We start from the raw sequence: 16,115 nt of genomic DNA, 5'->3' as shown, positions 1-16,115 counted from the left end.
GGGTGCATGGCGTCGGTTTGTTTGAACGTGCGCGTCGATCAAAACTCATGGGCGGTACGGCGTGGCGCGTCCGGCGTAGATGGGCGTAGCCCGACACGAAGAAGGCTGATATGCCTTGGCCGTCACGTGGAATCCGCCCGGTGTGGGGAGCCCGGCATGGCTCATCCGCCTGGTGAAGACTCCTGTATCCGGGAAGACTCCTGTATCCGGGCAGGCAACAGATAGTGGACGAACCAGTTCGCGGCGAGTGTCGCGGCTTGGGCGAGTGTTCCAGGTTCTTCGAAGAGGTGTGTGGCTCGAGGGATGATCTCCAAGCGGGTCGGGGACTGCATCATGGCCATGGCCTGTCGGTTGAGGGCGAGGACCTCGGGATCGGCGGCTCCTACGATCAGCAGGGTCGGTGCGCGCACGGCGGCCAGCCGCGGGCCAGCCAGGTCCGGACGGCCGCCTCTTGAAACAATGGCTGCTATTCGCGCATCCGGTTCGGCCGCAGCCCATAGCGCTGCACCGGCGCCCGTGCTGGCGCCGAAATAGCCGATGCGGCTAGTCGAGGTGTCGTCATTGCTGCCAAGCCACCGGGTTGCTGCCGTGAGCCGACGCGCAAGCAGGACGACGTCGAATACGTTCGCCCGGTTGACTTCTTCAGCGGGAGTCAGCAGATCCAAGAGGAGTGTGCCCAGTCCCGCGCCCTGGAGTACAGAGGCGACGAACCTGTTGCGGGGGCTGTGGCGCCCGCTTCCGCTGCCGTGGGCGAACACGACGACGCCGTCGCACCGGGCTGGCAGGTGCAGGGTTCCCCGGAGTCCGAGGGCACCGGAGGGGATTTCCACTTCCCGGTCGACGCCGGCATGCTCCGCTTTCCGGAGGGAAGGCAGCCGCTGCTCTGCGACGTCAAGCAGTTGCACTACCTCTTCGTCCTCGGTGGGGGAGAAATCGCGGTAGTGGCAGCCGACGGCCTGGAAGTCCTGCGCCGATACCAGGCAGACGACGTCGTCGGGCTCCGTCAGCGAGGGCAACAGCCCGGCGGGGGCCACCGGCACGGCCAGGATCACTCGGGCAGCGCCCAATTGCCGCGCAACCCGGCAGGCAACACGCGCTGTGGAACCGGTTGCGCAACCATCATCCACCACGATTGCCGCGCACCCGCGAAGGTCCCTCCGGGGCCGCCCCTGGCGGTACCTCACAACCCGGGACTCCAATAAATCACGCTCGCGACGTTCGACGGCGCCCACGTCAGTATCGCTCACACCCGTGGCAGAGATGGTGCGTGGGTCAAGTACACGGGCGTTTCCTTCGCCAATGGCTCCCATGGCTAGTTCCGGTTGGAACGGTACGCCAAGCTTGCGCACCACAATGACGTCCAAAGGCGCGTCGAGCACTTTTGCCACCTCGAACGCGACCGGAATTCCACCGCGGGGCAACCCCAGAACCACCACGTCCTGCCCCTTCAACGGGGCCAGTCGTTGTCCCAGTCTCCGGCCGGCATCCACCCGGTCCCGGAACTCGTACATCACAATCACCATCCTGTCCGGATCCTCGCCTCCGCAGGGACGGGCGTTTGGTTAAGGTTCACCCGCTTGCGAAGCGTTGGGACTTTCTATTCCGGCTGCACGTCAAGTTGGTTGTGGACTGCGCTCACGTGGGGTGAGGACCAGGCAGCTTTGCCCGCTGCTTTGCGTTCGTTCCAGCTTGCGACCCTGCCGGTGAGTGTCACTTCGGTCCCGTCGACCGCCACCACGATCCCTTCAGCGTCCAATGCCGCCTGCCGGGCGATGGCGTTCTTGACCCGGGTCTTGGTATCGAGCGCCGAAGCACGGCTCTTGAGGGTGATGAGGTTCTGCACCGACCGGACGCCCCGGAGATGTTCGACGGCGTGGGCTGCTGCTTCACGTTCGTAGTTCCAATCCACGTTTCCCGTCAGGGTGATGGCGTGGTTACGGACTTCCAGGGTGACCGCTCCCTCGGGGACGACCGCGTTTCCCCGGAGAGCACTGAGGGCGGCTTCGGCGATGTCGGTGTCGGTTACCGGGCCGCCGAGGTAGCGGACAGTCAGTTCATCGGCGAGGGCCGTGACTCCACGCACCCGCAGGGCAGCCTTCCTGGCCGCCAACCGGGCCGAGTAGCTAGGAACCTCGCCCGTCAGCGTCACGGCTCCCGAGGTGACCGCGACGCCGATGTGGGACGCATCGACCTCCGGTGTCCAGTCAAGCTCATTCAGAACGGCTTGCTGCAGATCATGATCCGAGCGGGGCGCATTGGCAGAAGTGGTCATGATGGATCCTTATCCTTTCGTCCCGGCAAGAAGCACTTCCAGGAACGGCTGACGGGGATGGGCTATCAGACCAGGTACCCGCAAGCCGCCGGGGTACTTCCATTTCATTCCCAGATGCCGCGGACCGGGTAGGGGCATAAGCCCCTACCCGGCATTATCACCACCAAGGATTCCAAGGCCCCGGAATCGGTGTCCAGGACCTCCTTTGGCTATTACTGGAGGTCTCGTCAAGTGTGGCTGTCGCATCCACCCAACTATGGCCGCCTCAACCGACTAGGCAGCGTTCAGCTCCCGGTTGGTGAAAATCTGAGGGACCACTACTTCGATGGTCGCTCAGGGTTTGAGTGCGGCGAGGGCTTTGTGCAGGCGATTGGCAGCGTCGTCGGCGACCTCTTTGACGGCCGGTGCGGAGCTGAGCTGGACCATGGTCTGCGGGTCAATGGCTTCGATGGTGGTGATTTCCGCCCCTTTGCCCCGCCGTACGACGACGTTGCAGGGCAGCAGCGCGCCGATTTCCGGTTCTGCAGCGATGGCCCGGCTGGCCAGGGCAGGGTTGCAGGCACCAAGGATGGTGTAGTCGCCCACGGTGTCAGCGGCTTCGGCTCCAAGTTTGGCTTCGAAGGTGGAGCGCACGTCGATTTCGGTCAGGATTCCGAACCCCTGGGCTGACAGGGCGTCGCGGGTGCGGTCCAGCGCTTCGGCCCACGGAAGATCGATGGTCGTGCTGAGCGTGTACGTCATTGGTTCTCCTTGGGTGAAAAGAGGGCGGGTTGATCAGGCGAGGGAGAGGAAGAGCTTTTCCAGCTCTTTCCTGTCCATGCTTGCGTCCTTCTGGATGATGCACTGCTCCAGGCCTGTGGCGATGATGGCGAATCCTGCCCGGTCCAGGGCCTTGGAGACGGCCGCGAGCTGGGTGACGACGTCCTTGCAGTCCCGGCCTTCCTCCAGCATGCGGGTGACGGCGGCGAGCTGGCCCTGTGCCCGCTTGAGGCGGTTGATTACAGGCGTGAGTTCTGAGGGGTTGAGTTCCATGGGTTTCTCCAAAAGTCGGGCATCTCCACCCATGCTATACCCCCTAGGGTGTTTTGACTACCCCCGGGGGTATCTGTAATACTCGGTGGGGTATTCACGTTTTACCTATCGAGAGGCCAGTAATGACTTCCCCTTCCACGGCTCCAGCCGGTACCGCCCTTGCCCCGGAGGCCCTGCGAACCTGGATCGCCGAGCACCAGGACCTGATGGTGATCGATGTTCGTTCCGCCGCCGAGTTCGAGTCCTTGCACATCAAGGGCTCATACAACGTGCCGCTGCCTTTGCTTTCCGAGCACACCAAGGAGCTCGCCGCGAAGCTGGGCTCTCGCGTGGTTCTGGTATGCCAGTCCGGAGCGCGCGCCGAACAGGCACGCCAGCGCCTCGGCAAATCAGGGATCGACGGCGCCTACGTCCTGACGGGCGGCGTGCCCGAGTTCGCTGCCGCGGGCGGCGATGTTGTCAAGGGCAAGGACCGCTGGGACCTGGAGCGCCAGGTTCGCCTGGCTGCAGGTTCCTTGGTGGTACTGGGCCTGGCCGGGGGCAGGTTCGTCTCCCCCAAGGTACGCATGCTGGCGGGGGCTATCGGAGCCGGCCTGACGTTCTCGGCCGCTACCAACACGTGCGCCATGGGCAAAGCCCTCTCTGCCATGCCGTGGAACAAGACCGCCACGGAGCCAACCCGCGAAAACGCCATCCTGACGCTTCCCGCACCGACGCTTGAAGAGGACGCCGCGGCATGATTCCGGCCCTGGGTCTGGGGCTCGTCGTCGGGATCGTCCTGGGCGTAGTGGGCGGCGGCGGGTCGATCATCGCCGTTCCGGCCCTGGTGTACGGGGTGGGCATGAGCCCGGCCCAGGCCATTCCCACCTCGCTGCTGGTGGTGGGGGTGTCCTCGCTGGCCGCGCTGCTGCCCCGGGTCCGGGAGGGCCTGAACTGGCCGGTTATCGCACTGGTCGGGACTGCCGGCATCCCGGCTGCATGGGGCGGTGCGGCCGTAGGCCGGCTGCTGGACCCGAACATCCTAATGCTGGCCTTCGCCGTGATCATGGTGGCAGCGGGCATCCGGATGCTCAAGAAGCCGCGCGAATCCGAAGGGTCCTGCAGCACGGGGCCGCACCGGGCCTTCCGGTCCTGCGCCCCGAAGGCCGTGGGGGTAGGGCTGCTGGTGGGCTTCCTCACCGGACTGCTCGGGGTGGGCGGGGGCTTCCTCATCACCCCCGCGCTGACCATCTTCCTGGGCCTGCGCATGAAGCAGGCCGTCGGAACGTCCCTGGCGATCATCGTCATCAACTCCGCCGCCGGATTCACCGCCCACGCTGCCGGGTACACCATCGACTGGGCCACCACCCTGGCGTTCGCGGTCCCGGCCATCCTGGGTTCCCTCATCGCCGCCAAGCTGGCCCGCCGCCTGAAGGACAAGCACATCCGCATCTCCTTCGCGGTACTCATCTTCGCCGTCGCGGTATGGGTCACCGCCGGCACCGTCACCGCCTGACCACACCAAACAGGAGAACACCATGGGACTGATCGATTCCCTCAAGAAGGCCTTCAGCAAGCCCTACAGAACCATAAGCGTCGCCCAGGCCAATGAGCTTCTGGCCTCGGGCGCCACACTGATCGATGTCAGGTCCGCCCAGGAATGGCGCACCGGACGCGCGCCCCAAGCCAAGCACGTCCCCCTGGACCGGCTACAAGTCAGCCAGGCGGGGATCCCGAAAACCCGGCCCGTGATCGCCGTGTGCGCCTCCGGGGTACGGTCCGCTACCGCGGCCCGGCTGCTCGCTGCGAAAGGCTACGAGGCCTACTCGCTGCGCGGCGGCATGGCGGCCTGGCGCCATGCCGGCGAACCCGTCCGCTGACAACAGCCCACAATATTTCGAAGGAGAATCCAATGGCCGAAATCACCATCACCGAAGCCGATCAGCGCCGTTCCACCGCCCGCATCCTCGACGTCCGCGAGGACTTTGAAGTCGCCGACGGCATGGTCCCCGGCGCCCTGCACATCCCCATGGGCCAGCTGCAGGAACGCCTGTCCGAACTGGACCCGGGAGTCCCCGTCATCGTAGTTTGCCGCGGCGGCAACCGCAGCGCCGCCGTGGCTGACGCCCTCAACGGCGCCGGCTTTTCGGCGGACACCATGGCCGGCGGCATGATCGCATGGACCCGCGCCGGCCTCCCCACCACCTGAGCCTGCAATCCCGCCACCAACCACTAAAGACAACACCCAATGCCAGCGGCCTGGAAGAGATCGTCCAGGCCGTAAGGAATCTGGACATGGACACGCTCCGGGCTGATGAAGCCCGGCACCTCGTCTAAGCACACCGAAAGAATTCCCCTCCACCCCTATCCGAAGGAGAGCACCAGATGCTTATCGAGCGCATTTACGATGAAGATCTCGCCCAGGCCAGCTACCTGATTGGCTGCCAGGCCAAGGGTGAAGCGATTGTTGTCGATGGCCGCCGCGACATCGCGGTGTACCAGGATCTCGCCGCAAAGAACGGCATGGAAATCATTGCCGTCACCGAAACCCACATCCACGCCGACTACCTCTCCGGCACCCGTGAACTTGCCGCCGCCACCGGCGCGAAGATCTATGTCTCCGGTGAAGGCGGCCCGGACTGGCAGTACGAATTCGACGGCGAACGCCTCTACGACGGCGACACGATCACCTTGGGCAACATCAGCATCCAGGCTGTGCACACACCGGGCCACACCCCCGAACACCTGTCCTTCCTGGTGACCGACGGCGCGTTCAGCGACCAGCCCGGCTACCTGCTCTCCGGCGACTTCGTCTTCTCCGGGGACCTGGGCCGTCCGGACTTGCTTGATGAGGCGGCCGGCGGCGTGAACACACGCTTCCTCGGCGCCAAGCAGCTCTTCGCCAGCCTGCGGGACAAGTTCCTGACCCTGCCGGACTACGTCCAGGTCCATCCGGCCCACGGCGCCGGCAGCGCCTGCGGCAAGGCCCTCGGTGCGATTCCGTCTTCCACGGTGGGCTACGAGCGGCTCTACGCCTGGTGGGGCCCCTACCTCGCCTCGAATGACGAGCAGGGCTTCATCGACGAACTCCTCGACGGCCAGCCCGACGCCCACGCTTACTTCGGGCGGATGAAGCGCGAAAACCGTGAAGGTCCGGCCGTCATGGGTGAGCGTATGCCCCTCACGGAGCTGGACATCGCCGACGTCGCGACGGACCTGGCAGCGGACAAGGTCACGTTCATCGACACCCGTCCCAACAGCGAAGTCCATGAGGGAACCGTTACCGGCTCCCTGAACGTCCCCGCCGGCAAGTCCGTGGCCAGCTACGGCGCCTGGGTGGTGAACCCCGAGACGGACAAGAATCCGCTGGTGCTGCTGGCACAGGACCAGGACCGGGCCCAGGACATGTGGGACCATCTGGTCCGGGTCGGCATCGACAACGTTGCCGGCTACATCACCAGCATTGACGGGTTGCCAACGTTCATGCCAAAGCTGATCCAGCCGGCCGACCTCGCCGACTTCGACGCCGCCATGGTGCTCGATGTCCGCAACAAGACCGAGCACACCGCCGGCCGTATCCCCGGCTCCCACCAGCTCAGCGGCGGCCGCGTCATGTGGCGCCTTGACGAACTGCCCACCGGAGGCACCATTGTGAGCTACTGCCAGTCCGGTGTCCGGAACTCCGTTGCCGCCAGCGCCTTGCGCCGCGCCGGATTCGACGTCGTCGAACTCGACGGCAGCTACGCAGCCTGGACCATGTGGCAGCAGGCGCAGCAGAAGGCCGTCGCAGCAAATTAACCCCAAGCCGTCCGGGCCTGTCCCCCCTCCGGCCCGGACATCCAGCCCGGGCGCGTCCCCCACGCGCCCGGGCACCTTTATGAGCCCACCATGAACGGTCCCGCCGGGACCGGCGCCACCAACACTGGCATTAGCCCTTCCTGTTTCCGTTGCCGGGCTTCGACAGGGCTGTCGAGGGCTGGGCCGCGGAACCGCCGATGAGGTTCTGGGGCGGGGCGTCGAAGTCGCCGTGGTCGTAGAGACCGACGACCTGCTGCATGTACTGCCCCCATTGTGGTCCGGCGATGTAGGCCCCGTCTACCAGTGGGTAGTATTTGCCGTTGACCGTGATGTCGCGTCCGAGCCGGGAAGGACCGCCGTTGAATGGGTCTCCGAAGAAGGACGCCGTTGCCAGGCCTTTCGTGTAGCCGAGGACCCAAGTCTGGTTGTTGTACTGGTTGGTGCCGGTTTTGGCGGCGTCCGGGACGCCGAGCTTCTGCGGGATGAGCAGGCCGGAGCCCTTGGTGAGGACGTCTTGGAGGACATTGGTGGTGGCCTTCGCGACATCCGGTTTCAGGGCGTTCGGCTGGCACGTGGACGTCTGGCCGCCGATTCTTTTGCCCGCGGCGTCGTCGACCTCGGCGATCGAGATGGGTGCGCAGTACGTGCCGTCCGCGGCGAAGGTTGCGAAGGCGTTGGCCATCGTCAGGGGGGCGACGTTCTGGCTGCCCAGGATGTTGCCCAGGGTCGAGAGGTCGATCTTCTTGTCGTTCCCGTCGCCCAGGTGCAGGCCGATGGCGTCGGCGGCCCTCTGGACGTCACAGAAGTCGTTCAGGCCGGCGAGGGACGCGAACGTCGCGGTGTTGATTGAATTGTAGATGCCCTCGCGGACGGACATGGGCCGGTACCAGCCGGGTTCGTCGTTCTGGAGGTCTGTAGAGGGTGGAAGCGTGCTGTCGAACCATCCCTGGACGGGGCCGCATGTCGTCTTCCACGGGTAGTTGACGCCGTAGCGCCGCCTCGACGCGTCGACAATCTGGTTCGTCGTTTTGCCTTCGCCGAGCCAGGCCGCGAGGGTCACGGGCTTCATGGTCGAACCGGGCTGCATGCCGCCCACGCCGCCCAAGTCGTTGCCGTTGGCGTCCGCGCGGTCGACGTTGAAGTTGTAGGTCGAGACGAAGTCGGTGCCTTGGCCGGCGAGCGTGCGGGAGTTCTGCGCCATGGCGAGGACGTTGCCCGTGCCGGGCTGGACCGTCACGAGGGAGGCTCCCCATTTATCCGGGTTCGCCCCTGTCGTGGCGTCGACCTGGGCCTGGGCGGGACCTTGGAGGCGCGGGTCCAAGGTGGTCTTGATGGTCAGGCCGCCGCGCATGATCTTCTGGATCCGGTCCTCCTGTGTCGCGCCATAGGCCGGGTCGTTCTGGATCTGGTGGAGGACGTAGTCGCAGAAGTACTGGGCCTGGACGGCGTAGGCGCAGCCCTGCTTGGGCGGATTGACCTTCAGCTGGATCGGGGAGTTGACGGCGTCGTCGTGTTGCTGCCGGTTGATGTAGCCGTGCTGAAGCATCGCATCCAGCACCAGGTCCCGCCGCGTCTTGGACGCCTCGGGGTGCTGGGTCGGGTCAAACAGGGAGGGGCCGTTGACCAGGCCGGCGAGCAAGGCCGCCTGAGGCACTGTGAGGTCCTTGGCATCGACGGAAAAGAAGTACTGGCTGGCGGCCTGGATGCCGTAAGCGTTGCCGTTGAAGCCGACGATGTTGAGATAGCCGGCGAGGATCTGGTCCTTCGTGAATTGCTTCTCGAGGGCGATGGCGAGCTTCATCTCCCGGAGTTTGTCGCTGATGCTCTTCTGGCCGTTGAGCACGACCTGGGCGTCCTTGCCCTGGGCGATGAGGTTCTCATTGAGCACGTTGGTCACGTACTGCTGGGTCAACGTGGAGGCACCCTGCCGGGCCCCGCCGCTGTTCGTCACAAGGGCGCGCAGGATGCCTGTCGGGTCGATGCCCCCGTGCTCGTAGAAGCGGTAATCCTCGATCGCGACGATGGCGTCCTTGATGTTGGGGGACATCTGCTCGAGGGGAACCTGGGTCCGGTTCTCGTTGAACAGCGTCGCGATCTGGGATCCGTCTGCCGCGAGAACCCTCGTCACCTGCCCGGCAGGGGCCACGGTCAGCTCACTGGGCAGCCCGTTGAAGAACTGGACCGAGCCGTTCGCCGTGATCCCGGCCACCGCTGCGGCGGGCACCATCAGGCCAGCCACAAGCACCCCGCAGACGGCGCTCACGCCGAGGAAGACCAGGATCCGGCCGAGAGTTGTTCCCGTGTCCAAGAGCGGGTTCCTGGCCGGATTGGACCCCGCACCGCGCGGGAGCCCGCCTCGTCCACGGGGCCAAGGCCGAATTCGTATCCGATTGAACATATCTTCCTCAGGTTCTCTGGCGATGGATCGTGTTGGTTGTCGGGCCTGGTCCCCCCGCGCCTCTCAAGCGCCCGGGTTCCGAGGCTGGTCACATCGGGGGGCTCGGAAGCGGGAGCCCGATACGCCGCCCTGGGTAGCCTTCCCGGTCTCCCAGCCCCCTCGATGGCCTCAGCCGTACGGTGCCGGACGGGCAAGCCGGTGGAGGCAAGGATCTTTCCCCGGAAGGTGCCTTTCATGAGCATAAAGACATTCCTTCGGTGAGGGTTGTCTGCGGGGCGGAGTCCCCGGGCACGGCCATCGAGCGTCTGCGCCGGAACAGCAGGGCAAACGCGACGGCACCGGCAAGGAAGATCAGGGCGGCAACCCAGGTGTTCACCCGGAGCCCCAGGATCAGGTTGGCATAGTCGGAGCGCATCAGTTCAAAAGCGAAGCGTCCCGCCGTGTATCCGGCAACGTACAGGGAGAACACGCTTCCCGCCCCGAGAGTGAAGCGCCGGTCCACATACAAAAGAAGCAGCCCGACGACGACGCACCACAGCGATTCGTAGAGGAATGTTGGCTGGAAATAGCCCAGGATTACCGGAGCACCGGAGGGATCGGTCACCGCTGACCCAGTGGCAGGGTCTATCTGGTGGATCTGGAGTCTCCACGGCAGGGCCGTCGGATCCCCGTAGAGCTCGTTGTTGAACCAGTTGCCCCACCGGCCCAGGGCCTGGGCAAAAACCACCCCCGGTGCCACCGCGTCCAGGAACGCAACCAAAGATACCTGCGCCCTGCGGCAGCCGATCCACGCCCCCGCTACCCCCAGGGCCACGGCGCCCCAGATCCCCAGGCCGCCGTCCCAGATGGCAAAGGCATTCCATGGATTCTTCCCCGGAAAGAAATAAAGCTCAGGGTCGGTGATGACGTGGTAGATCCGGCCCCCGATGATCCCTGCGGGCACCGCCCAAAGGCAAATGTCCAGCACCTGCCCGGCCTGGCCGCCCCGGGCGGTCCAACGCCTGGAAGTAAGCCAGACGGCCAGACCGATCCCGGCGAGGATGCACAGGGCGTAGAAATGGATCGTCAGGGGGCCCACGTGAAAGGCGCTCACCGTCGGGGACGGAATGAATGAATCACTGGCGGTCATGAAGGTTCGGGATCCTGTTCGGGAGGTTTGGGCAAAAACATTCTTGCTCGGCAACCTTATGGTCAGCCGAGTTCCGGACGGCCCTCCGGGTCCGGAACAGCCCTGGGGCGGGCGCGCCGTCCCAGGAATGACAGTACAACTGCCACGGCACCGAGGACCGCGAAGAGTGCTACGGCCATCCGAAATCCGAGTCCGGGAAGCGGGGCCGCTCCCCCGCTGTTTCCCAGGGCGTTAGCGAGGGAGTAGGCGACGGCGCCCAGGGCGACGCCAAGGGAGGTTCCGACGCCCCGGGTCATGTTCAACACTCCACTGACCATGCCCGCCTGATGGGCGTGACCGGCCGCTGCGACGGACGCGTTGTTGGCCGGGGTGAATAGGCCCAGGCCAAGCCCCATGGCCGCGAGGGCGGCTGCCGTGACCCACAAATCGCGGGGGGAAAAGACCAGCACAGCCAGGGCGGTCGTGACCAGTCCCATGCCGGCCGATGCCGGCAACCGGGCCCCGAACCGGTCCGCGAGCAGGCCTGCAACGGGCGCGACGAGACCCAGCGCGACTGGCAGGACCGTCAGCAACAGTCCGGCCTGGGCAGGGGGGAGGGAATACTCCGACTCCAGATGGAGGGGCGTGACGAACAGGACTCCGAACAACACGAGATAGCCCAGCAGCCCCGTCGCGACGCCCCGGCTGAAGCTCCCCGACGTGAACAGCGACAGGTCCACCAAAGGGTGTCTTGCCCGGCGCTCCCGCATGACAAAGAAGGCGAAAAGAACCAGCGATGCCCCCAGCAGCCCGAGAACAACGGAGTCGCCGAAGCCGAGCCTGGCCGCCTCCGACAAAGCCAGGAGCAGGGCGCCGACGGCCGGCATCAGAGCAACCAGCCCCAGCCAGTCCAGTCGAGCGCGGGGGGCCTTGACGTGGGTGCGCGGGAGCAGGAACCAGCCCAGCAGCAACCCGATGACCCCTGCGGGGATATTGACGAAGAACACCCACCGCCACCCGCCCAGGCCGATGAGGAGTCCACCGACCGAGGGGCCCATGGCCAGGCCGATGGCCTGGGCGGCGCCCTGGAGGCCGATGGCCTTGCCGAGTTTCCCTGCGGGCATGCTGGTCCGGATCAAGGCAACACTGTTGGCCTGCAGCATGGCCGCACCCACCGCCTGGACGGCCCGGGCGACCAGGAGCCAGGTGATGTCAGGGGCAAGCGCGCAACCCAGGGACGCGAGGGTGAACAGCGCGAACCCATAGGTGTAGAGCAGCTTCCGCCCCACCATGTCCGCCAGTCGGCCGACCGCGGAGATGCTTCCCACGAGCACCAGAAGGTAGATCAGCGCCACCCACTCCACCTGGGCGAGCGAGGCGTTCATGTCAGTCCTGATGGCCGGCACCGCCAGGGTCACGATGCTGGCATCCAGCTGGCCCATGAACGCGCCGATACACACAGTTGCCACGACCAGCCACGGGGCACCGGGGCGTCGCCGGATCCAATCAGGCCTGGCCGGTTCCCTCCACAGCTTCCCCCAGCCGGTGGGTGAAGCTGCAGCGAAAGGGGCTGCACCTGAAGAAATTTGTTCGGTCACAGAACTATTCTATAAGGGGAATACCGGGATAGGCTAATGGCATGAACACCGCCAATGCATCCGCCCCGGCCACCGACCCGACGGTCCGTGAGTACGCGGGCGCCGATGCCTGGTCCCTGACCGGCGTGATCACCCGCCTGCGGCGGGTCCTTCGCTCGAGCGTTCGGCAGGAGTTCCCGTGGGAATCGCTGCCCATGGCCCAAGTGGAGGTTCTTCAGCGTCTTGCCGATGAGCCCGGCATGGGCGTCAGTGATCTGGCTGAACGTCAACGGCTGGCGACCAATACGGTCAGCAGCCTCGTCCAGCAGATGGTGACCTCAGGGCTGCTCGAACGTACGCCCCGTCCGGGGGACCGCCGGGCCGTGAACTTGCGCCTGACGCAGTCCGGCACGGAGATATTGGCAGCATGGCAGGCCGCCAACGACCGAAGACTCGGCCAAGCCCTGGAACGGCTCCCCGAGGCCTATCAGAACGTGATAGAAAACGCCGTCCCGGCCCTGGCCGCCCTCGCCGCCCTACTGGAAACCGAGGACCAGACCCAGAACCCGGCCCGGCAAAACGGGACCCGGCCGTGACAGGCATTCCCCGGCCGCTACGCGTAGGCAGATACTGGTCCGTTCTCCTGCTCGACGTCTCATAGGTCATCGCCCTTCTCGTCCTCGCCCTGACGCCGCCGGCCGAGCTCGCTGCCACACACCAGAGGACCGAAGAGCAATGATTGGCGCCACCGGCGGCGAGCGGCGACGTTTTTGGACGACGACACACGAGGCACCCGACAACACCTCACTGTTGGAGGCATTCGGAAACTAGCTCGATCCGTTTCCGGTGGATCACTGCCTCAGAACGCAAGAAACGAAAGAGCCCCTGCCCTGCGTTTCCGCAGCTCAGGGGCTCTTTTCGGGTAGGGCTACTCGGACTTGAACCGAGGACCTTAGGATTATGAGTCCCGCGCTCTAACCAGCTGAGCTATAGCCCCTTAAAGTGTCTGGAAAGCTTCCTCATGAAGTTTCCCGGGCCAAGACACTCTAGCAATAATAGTCATCCCGAAGGCTCAGGCGCACACCGGGACTAGATGACCTTGTCCTCGTAGGACGCTCCGCGGTAGAGATCCTCGAACGTCTGCAGGGTGCCTTCGATGCTGTGCGGCTCCACCATCGCGCGGCTGGCCTTGCCCATGGCTTCGAGCTCGCCAGCCGGCAGACGAAAGAGCTCGGTGATCCTGGCTGCCAATTCCTTGCTGTCGCCAGGGGTGAAAAGATGCCCGTTCTCACCTTCGCGGACAAGATGCGGCAGGGCCATCGCGTTGGCGAGGAGAACCGGCGTCGACGCCGACATTGCCTCAAGCGTCACGAGTGACTGCAGTTCCGCCGTTCCGGGCATGCAGAACAAGTCAGCGCGAATGTACGCCTTCCTCAGGTCCTCATCGCTCGCCAGGCCCAGGAACCTGACCCGCTCCCCCAGGCCCAGGCGCTTCGCTTGGGCCTCCAACGCACCACGGACCTCTCCGCCGCCGACAATTTCAAGATGCACATTGAGTTCGGCAGGTGTCTTGGAGACGGCGTCGATCAGGACATCCACGTGCTTCTCTTCGGCAAGGCGGCCGACGAAAAGAACGGTGGGGTTGGGATTCGGCTCGAGTTCTTCGCCCGGCTTCAGTTCATAAGCAGCCGCGTCAATACCGTTGGACAAAGGCAGGACCTTGCGAAGGAAAGCATGCTGGTGCATGGCCTTCGCCGCCAGCGGCGTGGGAGTGGTGACGACGTCGGCCTGGCCCATGACCTTGCCCATGTCCTTCCACGAGACTCGCCCGATAATGTCCTTGAACCACTGCGGGAACGGCAAGAACGGGTTCAGGTTTTCCGGCATGAAGTGGTTTGTGGCCACGATCCGGATGCCGCGCTTCTTCGCCTCGTAAAGAACGTGCTCGCCGATCATGTAATGGCTTTGGATATGAACGACGTCGGGCTGCACCTTGTCGAAGAGCAGCCGGATGTCGTTCTTGATTTCCCACGGGTAGCAGATGCGGAAGTACTCGTGCGTAAAGACTCCGTGGGACTTCAAGCGGTGCACCGTGCCTTCATCACAGAACTCGGTGAAGCTCTTGCCGTTGTCTGCCCGGCAGGCGAGCACGTGGACGTCGTGGCCCCGCGCCTTCATGCCTTTGGCAAGCCGGTAACCGAACTGAGCAGCACCGTTGACCTGAGGGCGGTAGGTCTCCGCCGCAATCAGGATGGTGAGGGGTTTGTTGGTTTCGGGAATGGTCACGTGGAGAACTCCTGATGGTCACGGTGCGAACATCGCAAAACGTCTGGCCTTGCGGTGTCTTCGCCGGTTGCCTGCCGCGGATGTGCGGGGCACGGTTGTCGAACTTTGCCCTAGGCCTTCCGGCTTGCTGCCGCCTTCGCGTCACGTTTCCGCTTGGTGACCTCGGGATGGTGCCGGCTCAGGGCAATAACCCCCACGATAGCAAGGGAAGCGGCCACAGCCATGCCGATTCCCACCACGGCGTGGACATCGGGACGAAGCTCACCCAAAATGGCGATCCCGACGGCGATCCCGACAATGGGGTCGACCACGGTCAGGCCTGCGATCACCAAATCGGGCGGCCCCCCGGAGTAGGCATTCTGCACGAACCACGAACCGAGCCCGCCTGCAGCCACAATGGCTACCAGCGTGTACCACTGCACGTTGAGCAGAAAGTGCCCGTTCGGGTCCAGCAGGTGCCTGCCGATGATGCGCGTCAGCACCGCGACGAATCCGAACAGCACTCCGGCACCCAAAATGTACACAAATGCGCTCAAACGGTGCCGGAACATGACAGCCAAAGTTCCAAAGAGCCCGACCGCGAGGGTCAATAGGAGCACGATGGTAATTTCGTCCTCGCCGCTGACGTGGTGGTTTTCCTGGGTGGCGGTGACGGCGAGCAGGACGAACATTGCCGAGCCCGTCACGCAAGCCGAAATCGCTACCACGGTGCCCCGATTGATACTGAGCCCCTGGTCCTTCGCGTTGACCACGGTGGTGATGACCAACGCGATGGCACCGATGGGCTGCACCACCGTCAGGGGGGCCGACACCAGCGCGATAGCGTTCATTCCCATGCCCAAGCACAGCAACAGCAGGCCAAACATCCAGCGCGGATTCCGGAGAAGCCTCAGAAAGCCCGTCGAACTCAGGGCAAGGCCACCGGTGTCGGCTTTGACAGCGCTACCCTGCCGCTGGGCGCCAATGGCAAGGCAAAAGGCGCCAAGCACCGCAAGAAGGACTGCAACCCAGACCATCAGGGACGACCGCCGTCGTTGGCTTTGAGCTCTTTGCCCTTGCGGAGGATCGCCCAGAAATAGTTGTAGGCAGCCACCCAGTGCCCCGCGAGCCCCAGGCCCAGGCAGATCCAGGCGATCGCGAAGTATGCCCCGGCGAAGGGAACCTCGAGTCTGGAAAAGACCAGAAGCGGCGTACCCAGAAGGAGGAATGCCGTCCGGATCTTGCCGATCCTGCTCACCGGAAGGTCGGGATGGCTATGGAAATAGAACAATGAGGCCGTGGCAAGGACGGCGTCGGGCACCACAAGGGCAGCCAGGTACCACCAATCCACCACCCCGGCGATGGCGAGCGTGACAGCGACGGTGATGAGTGCCAGGCGGTCCGCCACGGGATCGAGGATGCGGCCCAGCTTGGAGGCCTGATTGAAGCGCCGCGCGACGTAGCCGTCAACCCAGTCCGTGCCGCCCATGATCGCGAGGACCAGCACTGCGAAACCGTACTGCCGCTGCCACAGCACCAGCCAGACGAACAGCGGAACGCCCATGAAGCGCAACACCGTCAGGAAATTGGGGACGGTGAAGATGAGATCGTGGTCGATCTGCGGCTTACCGGGGCGCGCGCCCGCACCGATGAATTTCATCTGTCCCCCTTTCCATCGTCCGCGGC

At 64.8% G+C, this 16,115-nt stretch carries 16 protein-coding genes and 1 tRNA gene; 6 read left to right on the top strand and 11 right to left on the bottom strand.

The features are described from left to right. Window positions 1-161: 161 nt before the first annotated feature. The 4 genes from A3M3_RS24875 to A3M3_RS0112065 all read right to left on the bottom strand — a co-directional run bounded on the left by A3M3_RS24875 (window position 162) and on the right by A3M3_RS0112065 (window position 3,304). Complete coding sequence (locus A3M3_RS24875) at window positions 162-1,511, bottom strand: phosphoribosyltransferase family protein (protein ID WP_035742789.1); 1,350 nt, start codon at window positions 1,509-1,511, stop codon at window positions 162-164. Between the two features lie 86 nt (window positions 1,512-1,597). Then, window positions 1,598-2,272, bottom strand: coding sequence for a BON domain-containing protein (locus tag A3M3_RS0112075; RefSeq protein WP_028266549.1), 675 nt, complete (start codon window positions 2,270-2,272; stop codon window positions 1,598-1,600). Between the two features lie 333 nt (window positions 2,273-2,605). Next, a complete protein-coding gene (locus A3M3_RS0112070) occupies window positions 2,606-3,013 on the bottom strand; it encodes a DUF302 domain-containing protein (protein ID WP_028266548.1) in 408 nt (135 codons plus the stop codon). 33 nt (window positions 3,014-3,046) lie between these two features. Continuing rightward, complete coding sequence (locus A3M3_RS0112065) at window positions 3,047-3,304, bottom strand: metal-sensitive transcriptional regulator (RefSeq protein WP_028266547.1); 258 nt, start codon at window positions 3,302-3,304, stop codon at window positions 3,047-3,049. Window positions 3,305-3,426: 122 nt separating this feature from the next. Here A3M3_RS0112065 and A3M3_RS0112060 point away from each other — a divergent pair, with 122 nt between their 5' ends. From A3M3_RS0112060 to A3M3_RS0112040, 5 genes are all read left to right on the top strand, one after another. Beyond that, a complete protein-coding gene (locus A3M3_RS0112060; protein ID WP_028266546.1) occupies window positions 3,427-4,044 on the top strand; it encodes a rhodanese-like domain-containing protein in 618 nt (205 codons plus the stop codon). Next, the gene (locus tag A3M3_RS0112055; protein WP_028266545.1) at window positions 4,041-4,799 is read left to right on the top strand and encodes a sulfite exporter TauE/SafE family protein; all 759 of its coding nucleotides are present in this window, start codon (window positions 4,041-4,043) and stop codon (window positions 4,797-4,799) included. Before A3M3_RS0112060 ends, A3M3_RS0112055 begins: the two co-directional genes overlap by 4 nt. Before the next feature lie 22 nt (window positions 4,800-4,821). Beyond that, a complete protein-coding gene (locus A3M3_RS0112050; RefSeq protein ID WP_028266544.1) occupies window positions 4,822-5,163 on the top strand; it encodes a rhodanese-like domain-containing protein in 342 nt (113 codons plus the stop codon). Between the two features lie 32 nt (window positions 5,164-5,195). Beyond that, window positions 5,196-5,492 (top strand): rhodanese-like domain-containing protein, encoded by a 297-nt coding sequence (locus A3M3_RS0112045; RefSeq protein WP_028266543.1) that lies wholly within the window; start codon window positions 5,196-5,198, stop codon window positions 5,490-5,492. Window positions 5,493-5,668: 176 nt separating this feature from the next. After that, window positions 5,669-7,081 carry a rhodanese-like domain-containing protein gene (locus A3M3_RS0112040; protein WP_028266542.1) on the top strand — a complete coding sequence of 471 codons (1,413 nt, stop codon included), beginning with the start codon at window positions 5,669-5,671 and terminating at the stop codon, window positions 7,079-7,081. A gap of 130 nt (window positions 7,082-7,211) precedes the next feature. On the opposite strand, the gene A3M3_RS24870 is transcribed toward A3M3_RS0112040, so the two are convergent. From A3M3_RS24870 to A3M3_RS24860, 3 genes are all read right to left on the bottom strand, one after another. After that, on the bottom strand, window positions 7,212-9,389 hold the full coding sequence (locus A3M3_RS24870) for a transglycosylase domain-containing protein (protein ID WP_231497247.1): 2,178 nt from the start codon (window positions 9,387-9,389) through the stop codon (window positions 7,212-7,214). Window positions 9,390-9,711: 322 nt separating this feature from the next. Continuing rightward, window positions 9,712-10,608 (bottom strand): prolipoprotein diacylglyceryl transferase, encoded by an 897-nt coding sequence (lgt, locus tag A3M3_RS24865; RefSeq protein ID WP_035741683.1) that lies wholly within the window; start codon window positions 10,606-10,608, stop codon window positions 9,712-9,714. 62 nt (window positions 10,609-10,670) lie between these two features. Beyond that, a complete protein-coding gene (locus A3M3_RS24860; protein WP_051423140.1) occupies window positions 10,671-12,185 on the bottom strand; it encodes a DHA2 family efflux MFS transporter permease subunit in 1,515 nt (504 codons plus the stop codon). A gap of 41 nt (window positions 12,186-12,226) precedes the next feature. On the opposite strand from A3M3_RS24860, the gene A3M3_RS0112020 reads away from it, so the two are divergent. Further along, on the top strand, window positions 12,227-12,760 hold the full coding sequence (locus A3M3_RS0112020) for a MarR family winged helix-turn-helix transcriptional regulator (protein ID WP_028266541.1): 534 nt from the start codon (window positions 12,227-12,229) through the stop codon (window positions 12,758-12,760). A gap of 327 nt (window positions 12,761-13,087) precedes the next feature. Here A3M3_RS0112020 and A3M3_RS0112015 read toward each other — a convergent pair. The 4 genes from A3M3_RS0112015 to A3M3_RS0112000 form a co-directional block, all read right to left on the bottom strand. Continuing rightward, window positions 13,088-13,161 (bottom strand) — tRNA-Ile (locus A3M3_RS0112015). A 92-nt stretch (window positions 13,162-13,253) separates the two neighbouring features. Further along, window positions 13,254-14,450, bottom strand: a complete 1,197-nt coding sequence (locus tag A3M3_RS0112010) for a glycosyltransferase (protein ID WP_028266540.1) — start codon at window positions 14,448-14,450, stop codon at window positions 13,254-13,256. Between the two features lie 110 nt (window positions 14,451-14,560). Then, window positions 14,561-15,466: a DMT family transporter gene (locus A3M3_RS0112005; RefSeq protein WP_028266539.1), complete on the bottom strand. Its 906-nt coding sequence runs from the start codon at window positions 15,464-15,466 to the stop codon at window positions 14,561-14,563. Further along, on the bottom strand, window positions 15,466-16,089 hold the full coding sequence (locus A3M3_RS0112000; RefSeq protein ID WP_028266538.1) for a CDP-alcohol phosphatidyltransferase family protein: 624 nt from the start codon (window positions 16,087-16,089) through the stop codon (window positions 15,466-15,468). Before A3M3_RS0112000 ends, A3M3_RS0112005 begins: the two co-directional genes overlap by 1 nt. Window positions 16,090-16,115 lie beyond the last annotated feature (26 nt).

It is taken from the genome of Arthrobacter sp. MA-N2 (assembly GCF_000517125.1).
Classification (GTDB): domain Bacteria; phylum Actinomycetota; class Actinomycetes; order Actinomycetales; family Micrococcaceae; genus Arthrobacter; species Arthrobacter methylotrophus.
This window is presented reverse-complemented; position numbering and strand designations above follow the sequence as displayed.